At 69.2% G+C, this 22,436-nt stretch carries 15 protein-coding genes and 1 pseudogene; 10 read left to right on the plus strand and 6 right to left on the minus strand.

All coding sequences use genetic code 11. From position 1 onward, the window contains the following. Positions 1-261 precede the first annotated feature (261 nt). The 5 genes from JVH1_RS08980 (at position 262) to JVH1_RS09000 (ending at position 8,339) form a co-directional block, all read left to right on the plus strand. Positions 262-2,091, plus strand: coding sequence for an Hsp70 family protein (locus tag JVH1_RS08980; protein ID WP_371112959.1), 1,830 nt, complete (start codon positions 262-264; stop codon positions 2,089-2,091). Between the two features lie 7 nt (positions 2,092-2,098). After that, positions 2,099-4,042 carry a LuxR C-terminal-related transcriptional regulator gene (locus JVH1_RS08985; RefSeq protein ID WP_043781678.1) on the plus strand — a complete coding sequence of 648 codons (1,944 nt, stop codon included), beginning with the start codon at positions 2,099-2,101 and terminating at the stop codon, positions 4,040-4,042. A 154-nt stretch (positions 4,043-4,196) separates the two neighbouring features. Next, positions 4,197-5,357, plus strand: a complete 1,161-nt coding sequence (locus JVH1_RS08990; protein WP_043781675.1) for a hypothetical protein — start codon at positions 4,197-4,199, stop codon at positions 5,355-5,357. Positions 5,358-5,469: 112 nt separating this feature from the next. Next, entirely contained in the window at positions 5,470-6,789 is a 1,320-nt protein-coding gene (locus JVH1_RS08995; RefSeq protein WP_011597672.1) for a S1 family peptidase, read from the plus strand. Positions 6,790-7,028: 239 nt separating this feature from the next. Continuing rightward, complete coding sequence (locus JVH1_RS09000) at positions 7,029-8,339, plus strand: S1 family peptidase (protein ID WP_043781672.1); 1,311 nt, start codon at positions 7,029-7,031, stop codon at positions 8,337-8,339. Positions 8,340-8,406: 67 nt separating this feature from the next. Here the strand turns inward: JVH1_RS09000 and JVH1_RS09005 are convergent. The 5 genes and pseudogenes from JVH1_RS09005 to JVH1_RS09025 form a co-directional block, all read right to left on the minus strand. Continuing rightward, positions 8,407-8,842, minus strand: a pseudogene (locus JVH1_RS09005) (NADPH-dependent FMN reductase). Between the two features lie 31 nt (positions 8,843-8,873). Beyond that, positions 8,874-9,575, minus strand: coding sequence for a hypothetical protein (locus JVH1_RS09010; protein WP_043781666.1), 702 nt, complete (start codon positions 9,573-9,575; stop codon positions 8,874-8,876). Beyond that, positions 9,572-10,312: a hypothetical protein gene (locus JVH1_RS09015; RefSeq protein WP_043781661.1), complete on the minus strand. Its 741-nt coding sequence runs from the start codon at positions 10,310-10,312 to the stop codon at positions 9,572-9,574. Before JVH1_RS09015 ends, JVH1_RS09010 begins: the two co-directional genes overlap by 4 nt. A gap of 171 nt (positions 10,313-10,483) precedes the next feature. Continuing rightward, positions 10,484-11,167, minus strand: a complete 684-nt coding sequence (locus tag JVH1_RS09020) for a hypothetical protein (RefSeq protein WP_043781652.1) — start codon at positions 11,165-11,167, stop codon at positions 10,484-10,486. 292 nt (positions 11,168-11,459) lie between these two features. Further along, a complete protein-coding gene (locus tag JVH1_RS09025; RefSeq protein WP_043781646.1) occupies positions 11,460-11,906 on the minus strand; it encodes a hypothetical protein in 447 nt (148 codons plus the stop codon). 619 nt (positions 11,907-12,525) lie between these two features. Here JVH1_RS09025 and JVH1_RS09030 point away from each other — a divergent pair. Together JVH1_RS09030 and JVH1_RS09035 are read left to right on the plus strand one after the other, a co-directional pair. Then, positions 12,526-15,747, plus strand: a complete 3,222-nt coding sequence (locus JVH1_RS09030) for a (Fe-S)-binding protein (RefSeq protein WP_043781639.1) — start codon at positions 12,526-12,528, stop codon at positions 15,745-15,747. A gap of 37 nt (positions 15,748-15,784) precedes the next feature. Then, positions 15,785-16,186: a hypothetical protein gene (locus JVH1_RS09035; RefSeq protein WP_016883579.1), complete on the plus strand. Its 402-nt coding sequence runs from the start codon at positions 15,785-15,787 to the stop codon at positions 16,184-16,186. A gap of 1 nt (position 16,187) precedes the next feature. Here the strand turns inward: JVH1_RS09035 and JVH1_RS09040 are convergent, their stop codons facing one another. After that, positions 16,188-17,666, minus strand: coding sequence for an Hsp70 family protein (locus tag JVH1_RS09040; protein WP_371112960.1), 1,479 nt, complete (start codon positions 17,664-17,666; stop codon positions 16,188-16,190). Positions 17,667-17,891: 225 nt separating this feature from the next. On the opposite strand from JVH1_RS09040, the gene JVH1_RS09045 reads away from it, so the two are divergent. The 3 genes from JVH1_RS09045 to JVH1_RS09055 all read left to right on the plus strand — a co-directional run bounded on the left by JVH1_RS09045 (position 17,892) and on the right by JVH1_RS09055 (position 22,382). Beyond that, positions 17,892-19,103, plus strand: coding sequence for a hypothetical protein (locus JVH1_RS09045; protein WP_043781633.1), 1,212 nt, complete (start codon positions 17,892-17,894; stop codon positions 19,101-19,103). A gap of 88 nt (positions 19,104-19,191) precedes the next feature. Beyond that, positions 19,192-20,937, plus strand: coding sequence for an isoniazid-inducible protein iniA (locus JVH1_RS09050; RefSeq protein WP_043781631.1), 1,746 nt, complete (start codon positions 19,192-19,194; stop codon positions 20,935-20,937). Then, positions 20,934-22,382 carry a dynamin family protein gene (locus JVH1_RS09055; RefSeq protein WP_043781629.1) on the plus strand — a complete coding sequence of 483 codons (1,449 nt, stop codon included), beginning with the start codon at positions 20,934-20,936 and terminating at the stop codon, positions 22,380-22,382. Before JVH1_RS09050 ends, JVH1_RS09055 begins: the two co-directional genes overlap by 4 nt. Positions 22,383-22,436 lie beyond the last annotated feature (54 nt).

Raw genomic sequence — 22,436 nt, forward strand, 5'->3', positions numbered from 1 at the left:
CCCAACGGGGCGGCGCCCCCTACTCGGGGACCCCGGCATCGGGGATCTCCCATCGGGGGTCGGGGCCTCCCCGTTAGGGGATAGGGGGCCATTAGGGGATCGGCCCCGTAACTGCCGTAGACCAGCGGCGTCGGCGTAACGAAACGGCCACTCCACGCGACAATTCGAGTGACCACGACGGCTTCGGCCGTCACATACGACGGCGGCACCGTCCGCCTGACGCAGGCGGCGTGACGCCCGCCCGGACCACAGGAGTGGAACATGGCTGCAGCGCTCGGCATCGGTGTCGGATCGGTCAATACGGTGGCCGCCGTCGACACGGACGGGGCGAGCGTGACGGATGCCGCCGACCTCACCGTCCTGTCCCGTGCAAGTGTTCTCCACCTCTCCCCCGACCGCGCTCCCGTCCTCGGCGACGACACGAGCGAACCGGACGCGGTGACGGTGTCCGACTTCGCGAACCGCGTGGGCGACCCGGTCGGGATCCTCACCGACGACGGCTCGACCTACTCCGGTGAAGACCTGGTGGCCACCGCCGTGAGCTGCATCGTGCACGAGGCCGCGTCGGGCCGCCACGGCCTCCCGACCACCGTCGTCGCCCACCCGACCGTCTGGCCGCCGTACACCGTCGGTGTCCTCGCCGACGCGCTCGAGCAGGCCGGCGTCACGGACGCGACCCTGGTGTCGGAGGCGCAGGCGGTGATGACGTGGCTCGAACGGACCCGCGGCACCCTCGGCGACGCGTTGACCGTCATCTACGACCTCGGCGGCACCTCACTCGACATCACCCTCTTCCGTTCGGACGCACACGGCACGGAGACCGGCGTCCTCGGCAAGCCGGTGCGGTCCGAGGACTTCGGTGGCGCCCACTTCGACCACGCCACCATGCAGTACGTCCTCGGCAACGTCGCCGAGGAGTTCGGCGACATCGACCCGTTCGCACCCGACACGGTCGCCGCCCTCACCCGGTTGCGGACCCGCTGCACCGCGGCGAAGGAGGCGCTGTCCTCCGACACCGAAGCCACCATCGGCATCGAGCTGCCCGGCGTCTCCACCGACGTGCGGCTCGTGCGCTCGGAACTCGAAGACCTCATCCGCGCGTCCCTGCAGGAATCGGTGACGCTGGTGCGCGAGAGCATCCACGCCGCCGGCCTCGAATCCAGCGACGTCACCCAGGTGGTGCTCACCGGCGGAAGCGCCGCGATCCCGCTGGTCGCCGAACTCCTGTCGGCGGAACTGCGTGTTCCCGTCGTCGCCGCCGAACGTCCGGGCCATACCGCGGCCCTGGGCGCCGCCCTGCTCGCCGCCGACGACAATGCGGGACGCGCCGCCGCCCCGACCGTCGCGCGGATGCCGGTCGTCGTGCCCACCGCGACACCAGCCGCCGCAGCGCCTGCCGCCGCCCCGGTCACCGAGTCGGACGCCGAGACCGTCGCCTTCGCCGCCCGCACCCCCGCACCGACCCTCGGCGAGCCCGCCGCCACCGGGATGTCGCGGAAGAAGAAGGCCGGGATCATCACCGCTTCCGCCGCAGCCATCGCCCTGCTCGCCGCGGGTGGGCTGTCGCTCGGCACCGCCCTCGACGTCGCACCGTCGTCGTCCAACTCGGGTTCCACCACCTCGCAGTCGTCGGGCACGTCGGCGGGCGCGGCCTCCACGTCCGGTGTTCCGGCCGAGGCCGCCGCGACGGGCGCCGCCGCTCCCGGCACCGAGGCGGCGGGCGTCGCCGCCGCGACCGGGGCACCCGGTACCGCGGCCGGCGTGGCGACCCCGGTCGCCGCACCCGGCACCGTCCCACCCGGCACCGTGGCACCGGCCGGGGCCGCACCGGTCGCTGCAGCGCCCGGCACCGCACCGGCCCCCGCGGCCGAAGTACCCGCACCCGCACCAGCCCCGGCCCCCGCGCCCGCACCGGCCCCCGCTCCGGCCCCGAGCGTTCCCCAGACCGACGGCGGTGCCGCGATCGCCAACACCATCGTCGGCGGTGCCGGCGCGGTGGGTGACACCGTCAACGGAGTGGGCGACACGGTCGGCGGCGTCGTCGGCGGAGTCACCGGCCTGGTGCCCGGCGTCCTCGGCAACGGCGGATAGGGCGCCGGTGTCCACGCTGCCCTCACCGCTTCCTCCCACGGAACTCGCGGAGCTCGACGGCCCGCAACTGTCCGCTCTCGCACTGGTTCTGCTCGGCAGCGACCTCGACGAGACCGTGGTCGCCCGAGTACTCGACATCGAACCCGACCGTGCCCGGGCCGCTGTCGACGCGCTCCGCGCGGACGGCTGGGTCGACGAACGGGACACGCTGGTTCTGGCGGACCACACGCATCTCACGGAAACGCTCGGCGAAAACCGGCTGACCACGCTCGCCCGCCGCCTGCTCACCCACCACGTCGACGGCGGAACGCTCACGCTTCCCGTCGCCCGCGCGGTCGCCGCGACCGGCACACCGAGCGACGATCTGAGCCAATTTCTCTGCGCCCAGGCCGAACTCGCCGAACCGGCCACCGCGGTCGCCCTGTACGCCGAAGCCGGCCGGGTCGGCAGGCTCGGCGACAGTGCCGTCGTCGCATACGCCGAGGCCTGCGCCCTGGACGGCGACCTCGACACCGCGGTCGGCCTGGCCGATTCGGTCCTCGAACGGTCCGGCACCGTCGGCGATGCGGAACTCGCTGCGGCGGTCAGGATTTCGGCCGCCGGTGCCGCGTTCTGCGGCATGATCGATCGCAGCGCCGAACTGTACGCCTGGCTCGGCGCCGACCGGGCGGGCGCCGACGCCTCCCTCGCCGCCTCCGTCCTGGTGGTCGCGGGGCGACTCGACGACGCCGAAGCCGTCCTCGCCACCAGCGCGGGCGCACCCCCCACGGCCACCACCGCCGGCGCCGCACTCGTCGCGACCGGACTCGTCCAGTCGGCGACCGCGTCCGCCAACGCCGCACTGAACTCACTGACGCGTGCACTGTCGCTGCCCGGTCGCGCGTCCCGGCCACGGGTACTGCCCGACTCCCCCGCCGCGATCACCGCCCTCGCCGCGCTCCACTGCGGCGAACTCGCGCACGCGGACGCGGTCCTCGCCCGGGCACGGGAAACCGAACGGCCCGGCAGTGTCACCGCGAACCGGCATCAGCTGCTCACCGCCTGGACGTCCATGGTCCGCGGCGACCTCGCCGCGGCGCAGTCCCGGCTCGACGGCCTCGACGCCGCGTCGATGCGGCAACGCGATCTGCTGTTCGTCCACGGCCTGCGGGTCGGGCTGGCCCGGCGCACCGGCGACAACGCGGCACTGCTCCAGGCCTGGGCGGGCGCGCAAGGCGTGCTCGCCGAATACTCGGTGGACCTGCTGAGTCTGTTGCCGCTCGGCGAACTGTGGCTGACGTCGATCCGGGTCGGCGAACCCGCCCGGATCACCCACCTCGTCGAGGACGCGCAGTCGTTGCTGCGGACGCTCGGCGAGCCGGCGATGTGGGGATCGGCGCTGCACTGGTACGGCGTGCAGGCCTCGATCCTCGCCGAATGCCCCGCAGACCTGATGCCCCACGCCCGCGCACTCGGCGAGGCCGCCAAGGTCAGCACGTACGCGTCCGGGCTCGCCACCGCCGGTCGCGCCTGGCTGCGCGTGCTACAGGGCGACATCGACGCCGCATCCGTCGAAGACGCGGCCCGCACCCTCGACCGGATCGGCCTGCCGTGGGACGGTGCGCGCCTCGCGGGTGAAGCCGCGCTGCGTGCGTCCGACACGAGGGTCGCGACCGCTCTCCTGCAGGTCGCGAGGGCCCTGCGGCAGCCGACATCCGCGGGCAACGGTGCCGACTCCGCGGTCGTGTCGAGTCCGAGCACACCGGGATCGCTCACCGACCGCGAGGCCGAGGTGGCCGAACTACTCGTCCAGGGGCTGACGTACCGGGAGATCGGGTCACGCCTCTACATCTCCGCGAAGACCATCGAGCACCACGTCGCGCGGATCCGGCGGCGGCTGGGCGCCGGGTCGCGGTCCGAGCTGCTGTCGATGCTGCGTGCGATGGGCCACGGGTATTCCGCCGACTCCTGACCCGTGAGTACTTATTAACCGCGGGTGGTTAATAAGTACTCACGGGCGCCGAAGGCGCAGCAGCGCCCCGTGTAACCATTCGACTGCGGCAGGCGACACACTGTGCACATGGTGCGATGAGGCACCCCTCGAACTGTGCCAGTAAGGATCTTTCATGACCACCGGAGTCGGACTCACCGTCGGCGATGCGGTTTCCACAGCGGTGGTGACCGCTTCCGGAACCGACGTGAGGACGATCGAACACCCGTCCGTCCTCTTCACGGCCCCGGACGGCACGGTTCAGCTCGGCGACCCCGGCACGGAATCGACCGGTGCCGTCCGCGACTTCCTGGCCCGCGTCGGTGAGCCCGCGGGCATCGAGTACGCGGGCTCGCTGACCCGCGCCGAGGACCTCGTCGCGACGGCGATGTTCTGCCTCTTCAGGGAGGCCGCGGACGGACTGTCGGGGACGGTGAAGGTCACCGCGACCCATCCGTCGGACTGGGCGCCGGAGATCGTCACGAAACTGCGCGAATCCCTCGACTACATGGGTCTGGGCGACGCGACACTCATCCCGGAGTCCGTGGCGCTCGCCGCCTCGCCGGAGTCCCCGGCCCACGGCGCCGCACTGCTGGCGGCCGGGCTGGCACTGACCGACGAGGACACGAGCGCCGACACCGAGTCGATTCCGATCGTCGAGGCCCCCATGCCCACCGCGTACTCCGCCGTGACGGCGGTGCCCGCGGCCGCGGCCGCTGCCGCCGACGCGTATCAGCCCGCCGAGACCGAGGCGGCCGGTGCCGCGAGCACATCGACCCCACCTGCCAAGCGCACGGACCGTCGGCCGCTGATCATCGCCGGTGTCGCCGCGGCCGTCCTGGCGCTGGCCGGTGGGGCGCTCGCGTTCGCACTCACCGGCGGCGGCAGCACCCCGGTCCCGTCGATCCAGGACGCCCAGACCGCGTCGGTGACGACGTCCAGCGCACGACCCACGCCGGCCGCGTCCGTTGTCTTGCCGACGGCGAGCACGCAGGAGGTGGCCGTCACGACGGAGGTTCAGGCCCCCATCCCGGTGGCTCCCCCGCCTGCACCGGTGGAGACGACATCCGTGTTCGTGCCGCCGCCTCCGCCCCCGACGACGACGCCGGTGATCACCCTTCCCTCGATCACCACGGTCACGCAGACCACCACGACGACGACTGCCGCGACGACCACGACGCCGCCGGAGACGACCACCACGACAACAACAACCACGACGACGATGAAGGAACCCGCGGCCGCGGCCACCACCACGACCACACCCGCGTTGCCGGCTCTCAAAAGCCCAGGTGAGTGAGGCTCTGGTCACACCTCCCCGACCGTCTGACTCGTCCGTAGCTTAAGGTGGGGCGCTGATACCCACCCCAGAAGGAATCCTCAGTGAACGGATTCCGTGCAGAAGGGATTTCATGCGTAACGTGCTGGCGCACCGCGCCGCTGTTGTAGGCGCCTCGGCAATGCTTCTTCTCTTCCCGTTTTCCACTGCCGCCCAGGCCGACCCTGTTACGCAGCCCGACACCACTCAGCTGAGCGCCGACAAGTTGCCGGCCGAACTCGTCGAGGCCATCACCCGCGACCTGAAGATCAGCCCGCAGGAGTACCTCGACCGCGCCGCGAAGGCACAGGAGCTGGGTAGTTACGCCGAGGACTTCCGGGAGCAGCATCCCGACGACTTCGCCGGGGCCTGGATCGGCCTCGACGGCCAGCCCGTCGTCGCGGTCACCACGAACGAGGCAGCCGACGCTGCAGCCAAGGCCGGGTACGACACCCGCATTGCGCCCGTGTCCGCGAACGGCCTGGAGAAGACCCTCTCCGACGTGAACGGCTGGATCGCGGGACTGCCGAAGGACGTGGCTTCCCAGGTCAACTCCGCGTCGATCGACGTCCTCGAGAACCGCGTCGTCATCGATGTCGTCAACAGCCCCATCGGCCAGGCGCTGAACCTGCCGACGCTGCTCGCGAACGTCAAGGTGATGCTGAGCCCCGGCGGCGGCGGTCCGGTGGAGCGAGGTCCCCTCGCGGGTGACACCTACATCACCACCGCGGGTGAGCTGCCGAAGACGCCGATCTCGGAGATCTCCGTCTGCTCGCTCGGTTTCAACGCCGTGGACGACAGCGGCCAGGCCGTGAACATCAGCGCCGGACACTGCAACCCCGCCGAGGGTCAGCCGTCGCCGGTGTTCCTTCCCAATCACCAGAACGTGGACGACAGCCAGCAGATCGGCGCGTTCTCGAAGTCGTCGGTCGGCAACCCGGCCGACAAGCTGGACTATTCGGTGATCAAGCTCAACGAGGCTGGCGTCAAGGCCGGTCTGGACCGTCCCGCGGTTCGCGGCGCGAACGGCACCACGCTGGAGATCACCGGCACCGCCCGGCCCGTCGTCGGCGCCCCGATCTGCAAGTCGGGCCAGACGTCGTCGTTCACGTGTGGTGTCGTGGCAGCCGATCGCGTCGAGACGCAGCTGTTCGTCGCCGACGGTTCGAGCCGCGTGGTCAACGGTTTCGCCGGCACGGCCTGCACCCTCGCGGGTGACAGCGGCGGCGCCATCGTTACCGGAACCCTCGCGCTGGGCATCACCAGTGGTTCCAACGCCAGTGGCGCCCCCAACTGCACGGAGGCGAACCTGGTGCTGGCACCGGAGGGTGGCACCGCGAGCCTCGGCATCCCCGTCGCGGACATCGTGGACACGCTCGGATCCGGGATGCGCGTGCGCACCATCTCCGACTAGTTCCCCACCGCCCCACCCTGTGCCCGGTGTCCGCTCCGCTCGGACACCGGGCACAGGCGTATTCCGGCCTCGTGTCCGCTTTGTCCTGCTGCGTCGTCCACCGAGAGTGTTACAGGTGGGAATAGACGGGGCGAACCCATATAGTCGACTCCGACTGTGTACGGCCTTACCTGTCGGGGGGTCGTATTCGTATGCGCCCGCGAGGCAACTGCGAACAAACAAACATCAGAAAGGCCCCCATGCGAAGCTCCATCGCACGTCGTGCCGCCGTGTTCGGCTCCGCCGCGCTGCTGCTCCTCGGTCCGGTCGCCGCATCCGCTCAGGCCGATCCGGTCGAGCCCAAAGTGTCCGGCCAGGCCGCCAAGCTTCCCGCGGAACTGATCGACGCTATCCAGCGTGATCTGTCGCTGAGCCCGGACCAGTACCTGGAGCACTCCGAGCTGGGCCAGAAGCTGGCCGAGTTCGCGAAGATCGCCCGCATCCAGTTCCCGGATGCGTTCGCCGGAACCTGGCTCGACAACGCCGGCACCCCGATCGTCGGGCTCGCCGACGGTGCCGACAAGGACGCCGCGGTCGCCGCGGCCGAGAAGGCCGGCTTCCAGGTGAAGGATGTGGCACAGAGCGAGAGCAGCCTGCAGGCTCAGGTGAAGTCGCTCGACAGTTGGCTGGACACCCAGCCGCCCGCCGTCGCGGATCTCGTTCGCGGTGTGGCCATCGACATCGTGAACAACGATCTCGTGCTCCGCGCGGACAACGTGGGCGGGTTGCAGCTTCCGGACTTCCTGAAGGGCGCACGCGTCGTGCAGTCGCCGGCCACGGCCGCTCCGCTGCCGTCCACCGACCTCACCCCCATCGCCGAACCGCTCCCCGCCGACGCCCTGCTGGGCGGCGACGCGTACGGCTCGCTCGGCGGCGGAGTGGGGCTGCGCTGCTCGCTCGGTTTCAACGGCACCGACAGCTCGGGCGGCCCGGTGAACATCACGGCCGGACACTGCGACCCCAACCGGGACGCTGCCGGCACCTCGGAGGCATCAGAGGCGTTCTCGCTGGTCCCGGGTGGCACCGGTCCGCGGATCGGCACCTTCGCCAAGACCAGCCTGGACATCCACGACTACTCGATCATCCGGGCCGACGACAACGCCGCACACCGGTTCGAGAACAACGGCGTCCGGGTTCCCGGCGCAGCGCCGGTCGCCATCACCGGAACCGCCGATCCGATTGTCGGCGCCCCGGTGTGCAAGTCGGGTCTGACCACCGGTTTCACGTGCGGTGTCGTCACGTCCGTGGCGCAGACCGTCTCGGTCGGTGAGCGCACGCTGGCCGACAGCTTCTCGACGAGCATGTGCGCCCTGCAGGGCGACAGCGGCGGCACGATCGTGACGGGCACGCTGGCACTCGGAATCTCGAGCGCGTCCAACGTCGGGCAGTACCCGATCTGCCAGGTCGCGGACGTCGTCACGTTCGTCCTCGGCGAGAGCCCCGAGTTGTTCGCCACGCCGATCAACGAGGTGCTGGCCGAGAACCCGGGTCTGCGCGTGCGCACCTCGTAACGCACTCCACAGAAGACAGCGGCCCGCTTCCCTCTCGGGAGGCGGGCCGCTGTCGTCGGTCGTGCACTCAGGCCGCGTAGGGCCGGACCGCCCGGGCATCCCGCAGGGTGGTGCCCCACCATTCGATCTGGTCGAGCGGTTCCCTGTTCTCGTCGAACACCGCCCACGCGCCGTGAAAGCTGACACTGTCGCGGACCGTGACCGCGTGAAGTTCCGCGAAACCCAACCGCAGCTGTTCCACCGCGCGGAGTCCCCCGCCCATCCCGCCGTACGACACGAAGCCGACGGGGTCACCACGACGAAGGCGTCCGCGGCCGCGAGCCGCGCCCCCACTGCGGCCACCGTCGGCTACGCGTCGGTGCCGAAAGCCGGGACGACCACGGGCAGTGGGACGTCCGCGAGGTCGATGACGTCGAGAGCGGCGCGCACTTCCCCGCGGCGCGAACGAACCAGTCGGCGACGGTGGGTGCGAACCTGCCCTCTCTGGTGCTGCCGACGATCACGGCAACCGGCTACCGAGCGCGCGGGAACTGATCAGGCGGTGGGCTCGGGCGCGGGCGGAACGAACGGCGTGTTGATGGTGACGAGGTACTGGATTCCGAGGATCACCAGTGCGGCGCCGCCCACGAAGATGGTTCCGGCCAACCCGCCGGCGGCGAATCCCGCCAGCAGCCCGCCGAGGCACCCGACCGGCGTGCCGATCACCGTCACGGCGAACAGGCCGCACCCGACCGCGAGACCCACGGCACCGAAGATCACACCGAAGATCAGGCCGCCGATCAGTGTCGCGTAACCGAGGTAGCTGTTGAAGTCGGCGAGCGCCGAGTCGTCACGCTCTTCCTGAGTGTCGAATCCGTCCTGCGCAACCGATTTCAGGGAGGACGCGACGTCGGCGGGAACCTGCGGAGTGAGCGTCACCGTGCGCCCATCGAGGTCGGCGTCGATCGGATAGACGGCGTCGCCGACGCGAATCGTGAGCGGCAGCGCAGCCACCACCTTGCCGCTGTCGTCCACCACCTCTATCGCTTCCCGGGTTTCGGTGATCCGGAAGGCGCCCGCGTCGATCGACGTGACGACGGACTCCCCCTCGGCGTGCGCCTCGTAGCCGATGTCGAACGAATCCCGCTGCGCCAGTGGAGCTGTGTGTGCGGTCCCGGCGGAGATTCCGAGTGCCGCGACGACGAGGAACGCTGCCCCGGTGACGGCCCGCAGGTTCCGTGCGAACCGGCCGCTCATGCCGTGGGTTCCGGTGCGACGAACGGGCTGTTGATGGTGTTGAAGTACTGGATTCCGAGAACCACCAGGGCGCCACCGCCGACGACGATGGTGCCGGCAAGCGCGACGACGGGTGCGACGATCAGCGCACCTCCGATGCACCCGGCCACCGGACCGGCGAGGCCGAGGAACGGAATCACCAGCGCAGCCGTGCCGGGGATGACACCGATCGCGCAGCCGATCGCCCCGCCGATGATGGCCGCGACGATCGCGGTGATCGCGCTCGTGATCCCGAGTTGCTGCTGGAAGTCGTCGAGTGCGCGGTCGTCGCGTTCCTGCTTGTCCTGCGGTGCGGCGACGTCGTCGAGAGTCAGCCGCTCCGACACGGGGACGGGGGTCGCTGCCGACGGATCCATGTTCGGGACGAGCCGCAGGCCGCGAGCGGTCTCATCGACCACCACGGCGAACGGATGCTGCAGGTCGTCGACCCGGAAGAACGTGGGAATGGACGCGACGACGCGGCCGCCGTGGTCGACCACGTCGACGGTGTCGTTCGCGGCGTTGATCGAGAAGGTGCCGGCGTCGAGGGTGGCCACAGCGGCGTCACCGTCGCGGGCGGTCTGGTAGTTGATGTTCGGGATGCCCTGTTCCGCGCCCGGCTGGGGTGCGGCGGCCGGATCGGCGTATGACGTGGCCGCCCCGACGCCCATCGCCGCGACGACGAGCAGGGAGGTGGCAGTAAACCGTCGGAGGTTCATCGAGATCCGTTTCGAGAGCAGCGCTGTGACGGACGAAGGTTAGCCTAAGCATGGGCTGACCCGGCAGGTCAGATACGCCGGTGTGACGAGGTTCACTCCCGCGGGGGGCGCAACGACGAACCGCCCGCCTCCGAAGGGAGGCGGGCGGCGTCTGAGTACCGCGGGGTGGGGCTACTTCACCCACTTCGTGGTGCCGGGCGGTGCGTTCAGCGTGTTGATCAGGTCGATACCGGCGATCGCCAGCGTCGGGCCGCCCACGACGATCGTGCCCAGTAGCGCACCGATCCCCGCTCCCGTTACGCCGAACGGCAGGCATCCGAAGACGGCCACGGGTGTCCCGACCACGCAACCGACGGCGAATCCCAGGATTCCACCCACGATGGTGCCGCCGAGACTGCCGACCGTCATCGCGATGCCGAGCTGCTGCTGGAACGCCGACTGGGCCCTGGTGTTCTCGTCGATCGACGCCACGTCGTGCAGCGCGATGGGCGTGATCCGATCCTCGGGTGAGATCGGCGTTGCCTCGGCCTTGTCGACACTCGGCGTCAGACGCAGGGTCTTTCCGTTTTCGGTGATCTCTTCCTCGAACGGAAACTGCAGTCCGTCGAATCGGTACGCGAGCGGCAGGGAAACGACAGTTGCCCCACCCACATCCTTGATCGCGACGGACTTCCCGTCCGATGCGAGCGCAAAGGCGCCGGCGTCGAGCGTGGTCACGACCGTGCGGTCCTCGATGTGGGATTCGTATCCGATCTCGGTGCCTGGCTCGGCGACGGGTTCCGCGACCGCCACCCCGGACCCGGTCGCGAGCACACCCACCAGTGCCGAAGTCGTAACGATACGACGCAACTTCATTCCATCCCCTTAAGGTTTCAACCCCATCCGTTGCTAAACAGTAACTTGCGGCTGTGACAGATCCCAATTGAGTCTCGCCTAGAGAAAAGGCGCTCACGAAATAGTCTGCTCAGGGTTATGAAAAATTGCGCCCAGAACGGCATCGGGATCGAATTTCAAGAATTGCACCAGTCAGGGATGCAGTTATTCCCACACAAAGCGGGGAACCGGTCGGTTTCTTCGCGGTGGCCTCCACTCACGACTCGGCCCCGCCGTGCGAGGCACGACGGGGCCGGGCGCTGACACGAGGGCTCTACTCGCCCCTGTCCGCGTAGATCGAGGTCCCCGGAGCGGCGTTGTACGTCTCCCACAACTGGTACGCACTGACGCCGAGGGTGGGGCCACCGGCGACGATGGTTCCAATGACCCCGCCGATCCCCGCTCCGGTCACCAGTCCGGCGACGCAGCCAGCGGGAAGTGTTGCGATACAACCGATTCCGGCCCCAGCTATGGTTCCGACCAGGCTTCCGACCGTGACGGCGATGCCGACCTGCGCACCGAACTGACCGAACGCCCTGTCGTTCTCCTCGCGGGACGCGACGTCGTGGAACGGCAGCGAAGGAACCGCGGGCGCCGCTATTGCCGGAACAGGCGCCCCTGGAGCAGGTGCTGCCACCGGCCCTGCATGGGAAACCCCGGCAGCGAGCCCCATGGCGGCGACCGCCATCCCTGCCGTGACTGCAGCTTTTCTCACGATCATTGATGCCTCATTTCAGGAGCGTCCCGACGAAGTTCTGGTGTGATCGAAGTGCACTGCTCGGCCCCCCGTGCGGCCGCTGGCCAGGGCCGGAAAACACGCTCAGAGTAACAGCGGAATCACGGCCGAAATGTTCATTGACGAAAAATTCATCGCACCCGCAAGTTACCGATCAGTAGCGGTTCGAATCGGTGTAATTCGCGCGAATTACACGGCATGAATTACGTCACTCGGGAGGGATTTCGGCAGCGTCGACGTGAGCACCCGGAATATCCACCTATCGTTATCCGGCCGCAATGCGACCGCATCGGATTCGTGACGAAAACGACCGCCGGAGCCCTCTCCGGGAGCGCCGCGGACCGCCTCCGGCGGCCGTCGGCCGAAGTTAGGGCGACCTTGGGTGAACGCCGCAATTTCGACCCTTTAACGTGGCGAACAGAAAGTCCGATTGTGGCATGCATCACATGCCTCATCGGCGCCCGAGCTGCAGAGATCCCGCTGAGCGCCGGTAAGTTACCCGCAGGTACACTGAATAAGTTACTAGCGGGTAACTTAGCAAGCGTTAGGATCACGAGCAGTCCCGAGGTGGCCGCCCTGCCGCCCTGAAACGAAAGGCCGCGACATGAATGCCCTGACGATCACGTTGGGCACCATCGGCGTGCTGCTGAGCCTCGTATGTTGGTTCTCCTTCATCACTGGCGCATTGAAGATGGTCAACGTCGTCCGGATCGGCCAGTCGGCCCCGGACCGATGGCGCCCCTTCTTCCCGCGCTTCAAGCAGATGTGCGTGGAGTTCATCGCGCACACCCGCATGAGCAAGTTCCGCACCGTCGGCTGGGCTCACTGGCTGGTCATGGTCGGGTTCATGCTCGGAGCCATCGTGTGGTTCGAGGCGTACGGGCAGACGTTCGACCCGGCGTTCCACTGGCCGCTGGTCGGTAACACCGCCGTCTACCACTTCATCGACGAGATCCTCGGCCTCGGCACGGTCATCGGTATCACCACGCTGATCGTGATCCGCCAGCTCAACCACCCCCGCGTGCCCGCCCGGCTGTCCCGGTTCAGTGGCTCCGACTTCAAGGCCGCGTACTTCGTCGAGGCAGTCGTCCTCATCGAGGGCCTGGGCATGATCTTCGTGAAGGCCGGCAAGATCGCCACCTACGGCCACGCCAACCCGTGGACCGACTTCTTCACGATGAACCTCGCGAAGCTGCTGCCCGCGAGCCCGAACATGGTCGCGTTCTTCGCCTTCGTCAAGCTGATGTCGGGCATGATCTGGCTCTACGTCGTCGGACGCAACATCACCTGGGGTGTCGCCTGGCATCGCTTCGCGGCGTTCGCGAACATCTACTTCAAGCGTGAGGACGACGGCGACGTCGCCCTCGGCGCGGCCAAGCCCATGATGTCGGGTGGCAAGCCCATCAACATGGAGGACGCCGACCCGGACACCGACACGTTCGGCGCCGGCAACATCGAGGACTTCTCCTGGAAGGGCTGGCTGGACTTCACCACCTGCACCGAGTGCGGGCGCTGCCAGTCGCAGTGCCCCGCCTGGAACACCGGCAAGCCGCTGTCCCCGAAGCTGCTGATCACCTCGCTCCGCGACCACGGTTATGCGAAGGCCCCGTACCTGCTGGCCGGCGGCCGCAAGGACATGGGCGGCGACGAGATCGGCCTGGTGGACGGCGACGGCGCCGTGGACGAGGCCAAGCTGGCCGCGATCCCCGAGGCTGCGCGCCGGGAGGCCGAGCGCAAGCTGGTCGGCGAGACCGTCGACGGCGAGCTGGCCCCGGTCATCGACGCCGAGACGCTGTGGAGCTGCACCAACTGCGGCGCGTGTGTCGAGCAGTGCCCCGTCGACATCGAGCACGTCGACCACATCATCGACATGCGCCGCTACCAGGTGCTGATCGAGTCGGAGTTCCCGTCCGAGCTGGCCGGCCTGTTCAAGAACCTCGAAAACAAGGGCAACCCCTGGGGCCAGAACTCCAAGGACCGTCTCAACTGGATCAGTGAGATGGACTTCGAGATCCCGGTGTTCGGTCAGGATGCCGACAGCTTCGAGGACTACGAGTACCTGTTCTGGGTCGGCTGCGCCGGCGCCTACGAGGACCGCGCCAAGAAGACCACCAAGGCCGTCGCCGAGTTGCTCGCCACCGCAGGCGTGAAGTTCATGGTCCTCGGCGCCGACGAGACGTGCACCGGTGACTCCGCTCGCCGCGCAGGTAACGAATTCCTGTTCCAGCAGCTCGCCATGCAGAACATCGAGTTGCTGAACTCGGTCTTCGACGGCGTCGAGCAGCGCAAGCGCAAGATCGTCGTCACCTGCGCCCACTGCTTCAACGCACTCGGCAACGAGTACCCGGAGGTCGGCGGCGACTACGAGGTGGTTCACCACACTCAGCTGCTCAACCGCCTGGTCCGCCAGAAGAAGCTGATTCCGGTCGCGTCCGTCGGTGAGGACGTCACCTACCACGACCCCTGCTTCCTCGGCCGCCACAACAAGGTCTACGACGCGCCCCGCGAGCTGATGGAGGCGTCCGGCGCGAAGTTGAAGGAAATGCCTCGTCACGGCGAGCGGTCCATGTGCTGTGGTGCCGGTGGTGCCCGCATGTGGATGGAAGAGAACATCGGCAAGCGCATCAACATCGACCGGGTCGACGAGGCACTCAGCACGGATCCGAAGAAGATCGCGACCGGCTGCCCGTTCTGCCGCGTCATGCTCACCGACGGTGTCACGGCTCGCCAGGAGTCCGGCCAGGGCGAGGGCGTCGAGGTCGTCGACGTCGCCCAGCTGATGCTCTCGTCCATCACGCGTCTCGAGCCCGAGAAGCTGAGCGAAAACATCAAGGTCATCCCCCGCGAGAAACCGGCCGAACCGGCCGCATCGCCGGCAGCGGCCGAGGCCAAGGCCGAGGTGGTCGAGAAGGAGCGCGTCGAAGAGGTCGAGGAGGCCGCTGCAACGCCGGCTGCCACAGAAGCTCCGGCGGGCAAGGGCCTGGCGATGAAGGGCCTGGCCAAGGCACCCGGGGCGAAGGCTCCCGGCGCCAAGGCACCCGGCAAGGGACTCGGCATGGCAGGCGGGGCGAAGGCTCCCGGCGCCAAGAAGGCCGCTCCCGCTCCGGCCGAGGCTGCCGGTTCGGAGGCGCCCGCCGCGGAGGCACCCAAGCCCAAGGGTCTGGGACTCGCCGGTGGTGCGAAGGCACCGGGCGGCAAGGGTCTGCAGATGAAGGGTGCCGCCAAGGCTCCCGGCGCGAAGGCTGCCGCTCCGGCTGCCGACGCACCGGCGGCAGACGCTCCCGCAGCGGAAACCCCTGCTCAGGATGCCCCCGCGGCGAAGCCGAAGGGACTCGGTCTCGCGTCCGGTGCCAAGGCACCGGGTAAGGGTCTGCAGATGAAGGGCAAGGCGAAGGCTCCCGGCGCAAAGGCCGCTCCTACGGACGCTCCCGCCGAGCCGGCAGTCGCCGAAGCCCAGGCTGCCGAGCCTCCCGCGTCCGAACCGCAGGCCCCCGCAGCCGAGGCGCCGAAGGCTCCCCCGGCGGCGAAGGCCGGTGGGCTCGGTTTCAAGAGCGGCGCCAAGGCTCCCGGAGCCCGAAAGGCCGCGGCTCCCAAGGCCGCAGCACCGAAGGCCGAGGCAACCGCGGCCGCAGCACCGAAGGCCGAGGCTCCCGCGGCTGAAGCACCGAAGGCCGAGGCAACCGAGACCACGGCTCCGAAGGTCGAGGAGTCGAACGGCGACGGATCCAACGGCAAGGCACCGGAAACGGTGAAGGCTCCGCCGCCGGCCAAGCCTGGCGGACTCGGTTTCAAGGCAGGCGCGAAGGCACCCGGCCGGAAGAGCTAGCCGACAGCAGTGAACAGCAGCGCCCCCACCGTGATCGGTGGGGGCGCTGCTGTTTTCCGTGACGGCCCGCGTCGCGAACCGCGTAACCTCCGACATGATGACCTCGGGCGCCGATCTCACCTTTCGCCGCGCCGCCACGTACACGGCGGCGGTGATGGGCGGTGCCGTCGTCGTTGCGCTCCTCTCGGTCGCGTGGATGTCGATCGGGTCCGGTGACTGCGCCGAGTCGATGATGGAGTGTGCCGGCGGAGAAAAGTACGTCCTCGTCTTCGGCCCGCCCGCGTTGCTGCTCCTGGGCGGGGTCGGAGCCTTCGTCCAGACCTACCGGGTGTGGCGGGCCGGTGGCCGGTGGCCGATCTGGCAGGGTGCGGGCTGGATGTTGTTCGTGTTCATGCTCATCTACGCCTCACTGTCGGCCGGAGCACTCACCGAGGTCTGACCTACCGCGGTCCGGCGCCGCCGCGTCCCGGCGTTCCGCCGCCCATCGGCTGGGCGGGTGCCGGGTCCTGCACCGTGTACTCCTGCCCGGTCTCGCCGGCCGACGAGGCCTGTTCGACGGACGAGGTTGTGGTGGTCGTCGCCGAGGGCGTGTCGTCCCGGCCGATCAGTTGGGTCGCCGCCGCGCCTGCACCGAGAAGGATGAGCGCGGCGGCGCTGGCCGCCACCATCCATCCCCGGATTCCCGACCTCGGTGTCTTCCTCACCGGCACACTGGTCGGCGCGACAACGGGGGTCGGCCCCTCGGCTGATGCGGACGGGGGAAGCACGCGCGACGACGCTGCTGCCGCGATCGGTCGTGGTGCCGCCGGTGGTTTCACCCGCGGTCCCGGTGCCGACATCACCCGGGAACCCGACTGGTGTAGCGATGCCCGCTCGGCAACGACCGCCGCACCGCGGGCGGACGCCGTCGCCGGCTCGGGTGACACGACGAGCGGGACGTCCACGGCCGTCGAGAGCAGTTCCGTCACGAGCGGGACCGCTGCTCCGCCGCCGAGGACGACGACGGCGTCGGCGGGGGTGCCGGTCTCGGCGAGGCGTTCGAGTTCGCGTGCCACCGTGTTCGCGGCGCGGGTGAGTGATACGCGGATGACGTCTTCGAATTCGGAGCGCATGACGCGTATCCGGCGTCGGATGCCGGGAAGCTCGACGGTCACCACGGCCGAGGTGTCCTGCGACAACCGCTCCTTCGCGATCCGGCAGCGGGCGGCGAGTTCGGCCAGCGCAGCGCGGTGGGCGGGATCCTCGACGTCGAAGTCCGGGTTCGCGTTCTGTACGAGCGCGACCACATGTCTTATCAGCAGCCGGTCGGCGTGGTCTCCGGCGAAGTCGGTGCTCCGCGTCGATCGGACCACACCGAATTCGGCGCCGCGCCTCGTCGCCAGGGTCAGGTCGAGGGAATGGGCTCCGACGTCGCACAACAGCAGTGTCGAGAATTCGTCGAGCTTCTCGACCAGGGAGATCCACGTGAGTGCCGCGCTAGTGTCAGGGATGACGGTGACGGTGCGGTTCTGCAGGAGGCCCCAGCGTCGGATCTCGTTCTCGAGTTCCTCGACGGCGTATCCCGACCATGCAGCCGGGGCCGCGACCACCACATGGTCGGGCGCCGGGGTGCGGCCACGGACGAGGCAGTCGAGCGCGGTGGTCACCAGCTGCACGGCCGGGGTCCGGGTCCCGTCGTCCCCGATCACCGGAACGGGATCGCCGACCCTGTCGACGAAGTCGCGAAACACGATGCTGCCCTGAGGCGGTCCGCTGCGGTGCGGGCCGAGAGCCGGCGCGCTGCTCGACGACAGCGCGAGTTCGGCCGAGTGCCGCACCACCGTGAATCCGTCGTGCTCCCGGTGCATCTGCGATTCACCGTGCATCTGGGCGGACACGAACGAGTCGGAACCCATGCTGATCCCCATCGATGTCCGCATGTCGTGATCTCCGTTCCGTGGTGACGGCAGGCGCCTTTCCTGCCGATCGAAACGCTAAACCGCCTTCCTGTGCCGACCGCTGTGCGCTTCCTGCGATGTTCCTGTGTACGCGGCGTCGCGCGCCCCTAGGGAAGGTGCAGCGTCCTCCCATGGTCTTCCCAGGAACGGCCCATAACGTCGTCGGCAGTCGCCTCGAAGGGACAGACCCGAGATGAAGGAGCACTCATGACGAGAAGCGAAATCCACCCATCGGCCGTCCTCGATCACGACGTCCCCGCCCCGCACGCCGCGATGGACGTGCAGGCACCACAGCCCGACCTGGGCGGCGCACCCCCGGCGGCGGACCTTCTGCGCAACGGACTCGACGGGCTCCTGCGCGACCTCCACCCGACGAACCCCGCCGCCGGAGAAGCCGCTCAGCACGATGCGCCGCAGCAGAATTCGCGGCCAGCCGACGAATCACGCCACGACGCACCGCGCGACAACAGCGGTCGCGGATTGGAGAACGCCGGCAATCAGGCCCACCAGAACAACGCTGCCGCCGACCACGACGGCCGCACCGACGGTCACAATGCGGCGACCGCAGGAGCGGGCCACGAGAACGCGCAGGCCGGCGCTTCCGCGGCCCAGCCCGCGTTCACTCAGGCCAACCCGGTTGCGACGCAGCCGTCGACTCCGGCACCGGCGACGTCGGTGTCCTCACCGACGTCGCCCGCCGCAATGCAGACTGCCGCAGCGAGTGCGGCGCCCGCGGCCCAGCCGATCACGACGACCCCGGTGTCGACTCACTCCGATGCGGCGGTGACGTCGCAGCCCCTCGACACGACGATCCGGCAGAGCAACGCCGAACCGACTTCCGTGTCGGCGACGTCCGCGCAGGTGAATCAGTTTGCGGATCAACAGAATACGCGGGGTTCGGAGGCCACATCGACCTCGGCCGACGAGAGCACGCGAGCAGCGGCGACGTCATCCGACTCCACCACACAGAGCGCGAGCGCACCCACCGCGGATCTCGGCGGGTCCCAGACGACGGCAGCATCGTCCGTCGCGACCGACGACCACACGACGGCAGCAGCGGCGGCCAGTGGTCTTTCGTCGAGCGATCACACGACCTCGAACACGGGTCTCGGCAACGACACCGTGACAACCGACACCACGACAACCGACACCACGACCCACCTCACGAATACGACCGACACCGCAACGACCTTCGACACGCCGACCTCGCACGACTCCAGCACCGCGTACGACTCCAGTACCGCGTACGACTCGAGCACCGCGTTCGACTCCGGCACCACCCTCGACACCGGCACCTCACTCGATGAGACGAGCGCGACGAGCCTCTCGTCGGGGTTGACGGCCGATTCCGGTACCCCTCTCGACACCCACGATCAGAGCCTGACTGCGACGACGACTGTCGACCAGCACGTGTTCTGACCTCGACGTGGCGGGCCCGCCGACTCCCCTGCACGCGGGCCCGCCACTCCCCTCTCCCGAACGCCCGTCACCCACTCTTGCGGAGATCATGAACGCCACCGTCGAATTCCCAGCCGTCGCCACCCCTTCGCGCCCGAATCTTCCTGCCGAGACCACTGCGTCGATGGCTGCGCTGCTGGCGCAGCTCGCGGAACTCACCCGGACTGCGGGTCGCGGCGATCTCCTGACCCGGCTGTCGCACACCGAGTCTCGTCTCGCCGATCCGCGCACGCGGGTCGTGGTTCTCGGCCTGACCGGCAAGGGTGTCAGTTCGGTGGCGGGTGCGCTCGTCGACGCGGACGTGTCGGCGACCGCGCAGTCCCGGCACGAGGCGGTAGTCGTCGAGTACGGGCCTGTCGCGTCGGACTCGGATTCGACGGTCACGCTCCCCCACGACCTGCTCGCCGAGGGACTGGTACTGGTCGATGCCCCCGGATTCTCCGGTCACGCCCCCGCCCGAGCCGCGGACACCCTGGCCCTCGTCCCCACGGCCGACGCGGTGCTGTTCGTCTCCGATGCGAGCCAGGAATACACCGAACCCGAGATCGCTCTGCTCACGCAGGTGCACACGCTGTGCCCGATGGTGATCTGCGTCGTCAACAAGATCGACTTCTATCCGCGCTGGGCGGACATTCAGAAGGCCAACCGCACCCACTTGCAGAATACGGACCTACCGCTGCCGTTGCTGCCGGTGTCCGCACTGATGCACGCGGACGCCCGCGAGACCGGCGACGACGCGCTCGACGTCGAATCCGGCATCCCGCAACTGGTCGACTATCTGCGCAAACAGGTCGTCGCACAGGCGGATGTCGTGCGCCGCAATGCGGTGATCGCCGATGTTCGCACCGTGACCGACCATCTGTCGCTGACGCTGAGTGCCGAACTGGATGCGCTGCACGATCCGCATCGCGGCGCCGCACTGCTCGAGCAGATGACCCATGCCCGTGCGGCGGCGGATCAGCTCCGTCAGCGATCCGCGAACTGGCAGTACACGCTGGCCGACGGCGCGATCGAGTTGATGACGGACATCGAGCACGACCTGCGTCATCGTCTGCGCACCGTCGTCCGCGCGGCCGAGGAAGACATCGGCAGGTCCGACCCGGCGCCGCGATGGGAGGAGTTCGGCTCCTGGCTCGACGGCGAGATCGCGACATGTGTGCGGGAGAACTTCGTGATGGCCCACACCCGTTCGCAGGCCCTCGCCCTCTCGGTCGCGGGGCGCTTCGCCGAGGACGGCAAGGTCCCGGTTCCCGCGCTGCGCATCGACAACGTGGATCATGTGCTCGAACCCGTCAACACTCTCGAATCCCTCGAGAGCGCACAGGGTTTCACACAACGCGTCCTCTCCAGCATGCGCGGGTCGTACGGTGGCGTGCTCATGGTCGGCCTCGTCACGAGCCTCGCAGGCCTGGCACTGGTGAATCCCTTCTCGATCGGCGCGGGAGTCCTGCTCGGCGCCAACACGTATCGCGAGGACCGGAAGGCGCGTACCGCCCGCAGGCAGACGGAGGCGAAGGTGGCGGTGTCGCGGTTCATGGACGACGTGATCTTCCAGGTGGGCAAGGAGTCGAAGCAGCGGCTCCGCGAGATGCAGCGCGTCCTGCGCGACCATTTCACCGACCTGGCCACCGAGATGCTCCGATCCGTCGACGATTCGCTGCGCGCCGCTGCGGATGCGTCGAAGATGCACGACGATCACCGTGCGACGCGGTCGGCGCAAATCCGCAGGGAACTCGACACGCTGCGGCAGATCCGAATGCAGGCCGCCGGATTCGCGGGGCAGGTGTCGGCATGAGCGTCACTCGCCTGGGATCCCAGGCCCGTCAGCTGATCGAGACCGCCCGGCACGAACTGCGCAGCGACCCCGCCACCGTCGAGGAACTCCGGCACTGCGGCGCCCGCCTCGAGGAGCCGCTCCGCGTTGCCCTCACCGGCACGCTGAAGGCCGGGAAGTCGACGCTGCTCAACGCCCTCGTCGGTGAGGAGATCGCGCCCACCGACGCCACCGAGTGCACCCGGGTGGTCACGTGGTTCGAGCAGTCCGCCACGCCGCGGATCGATCTCACCCACGACTCCGGACGCCGGACGCGACTCCCGGTGCACCGGGACGAGGGCAGGCTGTCGCTCGATCTGGGGACGGTGACCGCGGATCGGGTGGAGCGGCTGCAGGTGGGATGGCCGTCGGCGCTGCTCGGCGAGTTCACGCTCGTCGACACTCCCGGAACGTCGTCCAACTCGCGGGACGTGTCGGCGCGCACCCGGGCGCTGCTCCTTCCCGAGGACCGGCCGTGCGACGTCGACGCCGTCGTCTACCTGACCCGAGGTACCGACGCGGCGGACGTGCGGCTGCTCGACCAACTACAGACCCGGGTCGGTACGGCCGCCGGACCGCTCGGCATCGTCGGTGTGCTGTCTCGGGCCGACGAGGTGAAGGGCGGCCGCGAACGCACCCTCGACGCGGCCCGGGCCGCCGCGGACGACGCGGGCCGCCGGGTGCAGCGGAGCCTGCTCCCCGTGTCGGGACTTCTCGCGCTCCGCGGCCGCACTCTGCGTCAGACCGAGTTCGACGACCTCGCCGTGCTCGCCGCCTTCCCGGACAGCGCACTCGAGTCCGCTCTGCGCTCGGTCAGCCGGTTCACCGCCGAGGACGCCGATCTCCTACTTCCGCCCCGGCAACGACGCGACCTCCTCGACTGTTTCGGCCTCTTCGGTATCCGGTTCGCGGTCAGGCTGATTCGCGCGGGCGCCACCGACGCGCCGACGCTGGCCCGCGAGCTGACGGCGCACAGCGGCCTCGAGGATCTCCGCCGCACGCTGCATCTGCAGTTCGGCCAGCGCAGCACCGAGTTGAAGGCGCACTCCGCACTCAGATCGCTGAAGGCCGTGGTGGCCCGCACACCGTCGTCGGCGAGCCGCAGCCTGAGCAGGGCCGCCGATCGGCTGCTCGCGGACACCCACGTGTTCCGGGAACTGCGGGTGTTGTCGGGACTGCGCACCAGCGGTCTGCAGTTGTGCGACACCGACGTCGTCCTGCTCGAGCGGGTGCTCGGCGGCGAGGGCATGTCGCCACACACCCGCCTCGGCATGCCCGCCGACGCCGCCCCGGAGCAGATCTCGCGCGTCGCGCTGACGGCCCTGCGGTTCTGGCGGTCCCAGGCGGGACGCCCGGCCATCGACACGGCGACGGTTCATGCGTGCGCGTGCGCGGCGCGTTCCTGCGAGGCGCTGCTCGCGCGTTGACCGGCCGGCGTCGGGCGACTTCGTCTGATCTGTACGCTATTCGGACAGGCCGAT

Origin of the sequence: Rhodococcus sp. JVH1, assembly GCF_000280725.2 — a bacterium.
GTDB classification, from domain to species: domain Bacteria; phylum Actinomycetota; class Actinomycetes; order Mycobacteriales; family Mycobacteriaceae; genus Rhodococcus_F; species Rhodococcus_F jostii_A.

Coding starts and splice junctions, on each gene's coding strand:
- JVH1_RS08980 (WP_371112959.1), top strand. CDS start 262: ATGGCTGCAGCGCTCGGCATCGGTGTCGGATCGGTCAATACGGTGGCC.
- JVH1_RS08990 (WP_043781675.1), top strand. CDS start 4,197: ATGACCACCGGAGTCGGACTCACCGTCGGCGATGCGGTTTCCACAGCG.
- JVH1_RS08995 (WP_011597672.1), top strand. CDS start 5,470: ATGCGTAACGTGCTGGCGCACCGCGCCGCTGTTGTAGGCGCCTCGGCA.
- JVH1_RS09000 (WP_043781672.1), top strand. CDS start 7,029: ATGCGAAGCTCCATCGCACGTCGTGCCGCCGTGTTCGGCTCCGCCGCG.
- JVH1_RS09010 (WP_043781666.1), bottom strand. CDS start 9,575: ATGAGCGGCCGGTTCGCACGGAACCTGCGGGCCGTCACCGGGGCAGCG.
- JVH1_RS09015 (WP_043781661.1), bottom strand. CDS start 10,312: ATGAACCTCCGACGGTTTACTGCCACCTCCCTGCTCGTCGTCGCGGCG.
- JVH1_RS09020 (WP_043781652.1), bottom strand. CDS start 11,167: ATGAAGTTGCGTCGTATCGTTACGACTTCGGCACTGGTGGGTGTGCTC.
- JVH1_RS09025 (WP_043781646.1), bottom strand. CDS start 11,906: ATGATCGTGAGAAAAGCTGCAGTCACGGCAGGGATGGCGGTCGCCGCC.
- JVH1_RS09030 (WP_043781639.1), top strand. CDS start 12,526: ATGAATGCCCTGACGATCACGTTGGGCACCATCGGCGTGCTGCTGAGC.
- JVH1_RS09040 (WP_371112960.1), bottom strand. CDS start 17,666: ATGCGGACATCGATGGGGATCAGCATGGGTTCCGACTCGTTCGTGTCC.
- JVH1_RS09045 (WP_043781633.1), top strand. CDS start 17,892: ATGACGAGAAGCGAAATCCACCCATCGGCCGTCCTCGATCACGACGTC.
- JVH1_RS09050 (WP_043781631.1), top strand. CDS start 19,192: ATGAACGCCACCGTCGAATTCCCAGCCGTCGCCACCCCTTCGCGCCCG.
- JVH1_RS09055 (WP_043781629.1), top strand. CDS start 20,934: ATGAGCGTCACTCGCCTGGGATCCCAGGCCCGTCAGCTGATCGAGACC.